Below are 2,912 nucleotides of genomic sequence, written 5' to 3'. Positions count from 1 at the left end.
CTCTTTATAGAACTGAGGCTTGTAAAAATTCTTCCTTCCCTCATAACAGAGTTGATCAAAATCTATGGTTCTCGCCCTGTACTGTTCTTTATCAAAATCAGGCGTTACGTCAATCACATAGTTGTACGAACGCATATCTCCAAGAAGCATGATGAAGCAACGCTCGTTGAACTTCACAAACTCTTTGGCCATACCTACCGGGTAAAAATTAGAGTTCTCCATGTAACTCTCCATGAATATGTCACCTGGAATTCCTGCGATATGATCTTCTACCAAGGTGTTTCCATCTACGATGTAAGACATACGGTTGGGACTTAGAATATGCTCTAGCTCTAACCCATATACTCTACTCGCGTCCGCCTTCTTGATGTAGAAATAATCGTGGTTATCGTTAATCATATTCACGATTTTTATACGAAATGGATTGGAATTTCCGAACAAACAATATTCAATTCTGGAAATCTTTAAGTGCTTAATAATGGTGGTGTCACCATCTGTTTTCAACAAGGCGTATATTTCTCTTAAACCATCAAAAATTTCTTCTTGATCAGTTTGTGGATACATTACTGAACGCCAAAGTGTGTCATTACCATTTGCATCGATTACGGGCAAACTGTCCGACCAACGTTTCATATCCTCATAAGAAAGGGGAATAGACTCTTCTCTATCGTATTCAATTAAATAAGCTCTTAAAGTATCACTAATCTTAAAGGCAGGCTTCTTTTTTGACATTTCCATATCCATGCTTCTAAGATAAAAAAATATTAAGCTTAGCGGGGAAATAAACCTTTATCACGTGCTGAATCATCTTCTACTAACCGTTTATCCGATTGAAAAAGCACTTCGTGAAAAGAATTTGCATTTTTAGAACCTAAAACCATGAGTACATAGAAATTCTCTCTGGATTTATAAATAACAGTGCCGGGATTAGGAAACATTTAAGGAACATTAATGAAGGAACTATATAACACCTTTGACGCTTTTGGTATATTGACAAAAGCTGAAATTGACCAAGTACTTAGAGATGGTAAAATCAAAACCCTAAAAAAGGGAGATTTCTTTGCCAAAGAAGGAGAAGTATGTAATGATGTAGCCATTGTTCAAAATGGTATTTTCAGATCTTTTTACTACAATTCAAGTTCAGAAGAAATAACTTATTGTTTCAGGCAGGAAAACAACTTTTTATCTGCCTATTCTTCCTTTCTTACGGGAAATCCAAGCACCGAAAGTTTCCAAGCCTTAACCGACGCTACCTATCTTTGGTGGAACAAAACCTATATTAAAGCCTTAGAAGAATCAAGTATTAACTGGGTACGTTTTTTTAAACGCCTAACAGAACTAGAATACATAGAAATGGAACAACGCATTTTTGTACTTCAAAAGGAAAATGCAGAACAACGCTACCTCAAATTAATGGAGCAAAACCCACATTATTTACAACGAATTCCTTTGAATTATTTAGCCTCTTATCTTGGAATAACCCAAAGACATTTGAGTAGAATTCGAAAAGAAATTTTGATTTAGACATTTGTCCTACTCCACCCTCTGGCAAGTATGTTTCTTTGCTCAAAAAAGAAAATGAAAACACTTGTTATCAATGGTCATCCAGACCCTGAAAGTTACAATTATGCTTTGAGTGAAGCCTATATAAAAGGTGCACAAGAATCAGGATTAGAAATTCAAAGCATACATTTGAAGGACTTAAAGTTTAATCCTAACTTAAGTTATGGCTATAGAAAAAGAAGCGACTTAGAACCCGACCTGGAGCACGCCATTCAGCTTATGCAAGAAGCAGATCACCTTGTATGGATTTTTCCCGTTTGGTGGGCTGGATTACCTGCTCTAATGAAAGGGTTTATAGATAGAACTTTTCTCCCTGGTATAACCTACGGACCTAAAAAAGGCAAGGGATTGCCAGATAAGCTATGGAAAGGAAAAACCGCGCGACTCATTTTCACCTCTGACTCACCAAAATGGTATTTTCGATTGTTTCTTCACCGCCCTGTACTTCAACAAATGAAAAAAGGAGTGTTACAATTCTGTGGTGTTGGTTCTATTAAACACACGCATATATCCATCATTAAAAACTCTTCAGAAAAGTTTAGAAAGAATCATTTGGAGCGCGTACATTTACTCGGAAAAGGAGGGAAATGAAATTGACATTAGACCAAGTCTATAAACATCTTAAAAACTTTGTAGAAGACGCAGAGGGAAAAGATTACTGCAGTTGCAGTTTTGAAGTAAATAAGAGAACATACTTGGGTAGACAGTCTAAAATCACTCCTACAAAAAAGGGTGAGTTTGTTACACTTTGGATAAGAGTAAACGGCGAAACTCATCCTTTTGAGGAAATCGATGCGATTGATTATGTGTTTATTTTAAACTATACTAAAACCGGATTTTTTCTCTTTCCTAAAGTGGTTCTATTGGAAAAAGGCATCTTAAAGTCTAACTCCAAAAATGGAAAACGTGGGTTTCGACTTTATTCCCCCAATTATACGGACCTCAATACTCAAGCGACTAAAACTCAAAATTGGCAGAAGAACTTTTACCAATCCTTGATCTAAATCACAGCAGAACCAAGCTACTTTTCTATTTTTGAAAGAAAAAACATGGCACTGACAGCTTCTAACGATATGGCCAAAGGTAGTTTGGCTCCAGATTTCAAACTCATAGATACAGTTTCTGAGGAAATGATTCAATTCTCAGATGTGCAAGGAGAAAAAGGAACGGTTGTAATGTTCATTTGTAACCATTGTCCTTACGTAATTCACATCAATGATATGCTCGTAGAAATAGCCAACCACTATAAAAATCAAGGAATAGGTTTTGTGGCTATCTCCAGTAATGATGTAGAACGATATCCTCAAGATGCACCGGGTATGATGAAAATTCATGCTGAAGAATTGGAG

Annotated in this window: 5 protein-coding genes; 4 read left to right on the top strand and 1 reads right to left on the bottom strand. The window is 36.4% G+C overall.

All coding sequences use genetic code 11. The annotated features are described in order from the left end of the window. A partial coding sequence (locus R3333_RS13875) for a hypothetical protein (protein ID WP_318959368.1) occupies nt 1-732 on the bottom strand: 732 nt, incomplete at its 3' end. Nucleotides 733-951: 219 nt separating this feature from the next. Between R3333_RS13875 and R3333_RS13870 the strand changes: the two genes are divergently transcribed. The 4 genes from R3333_RS13870 to R3333_RS13855 all read left to right on the top strand — a co-directional run. After that, the gene (locus R3333_RS13870) at nt 952-1,524 is read left to right on the top strand and encodes a Crp/Fnr family transcriptional regulator (RefSeq protein WP_318959367.1); all 573 of its coding nucleotides are present in this window, start codon (nt 952-954) and stop codon (nt 1,522-1,524) included. Between the two features lie 54 nt (nt 1,525-1,578). Next, on the top strand, nt 1,579-2,154 hold the full coding sequence (locus R3333_RS13865) for an NAD(P)H-dependent oxidoreductase (protein WP_318959366.1): 576 nt from the start codon (nt 1,579-1,581) through the stop codon (nt 2,152-2,154). After that, nucleotides 2,151-2,567, top strand: coding sequence for a MepB family protein (locus R3333_RS13860; protein WP_318959365.1), 417 nt, complete (start codon nt 2,151-2,153; stop codon nt 2,565-2,567). Before R3333_RS13865 ends, R3333_RS13860 begins: the two co-directional genes overlap by 4 nt. A gap of 45 nt (nt 2,568-2,612) precedes the next feature. Further along, a partial coding sequence (locus R3333_RS13855) for a redoxin domain-containing protein (protein WP_318959364.1) occupies nt 2,613-2,912 on the top strand: 300 nt, incomplete at its 3' end.

It is taken from the genome of Lishizhenia sp. (assembly GCF_033720595.1).
Lineage (GTDB): Bacteria > Bacteroidota > Bacteroidia > Flavobacteriales_D > Crocinitomicaceae > Lishizhenia.
This window is presented reverse-complemented; position numbering and strand designations above follow the sequence as displayed.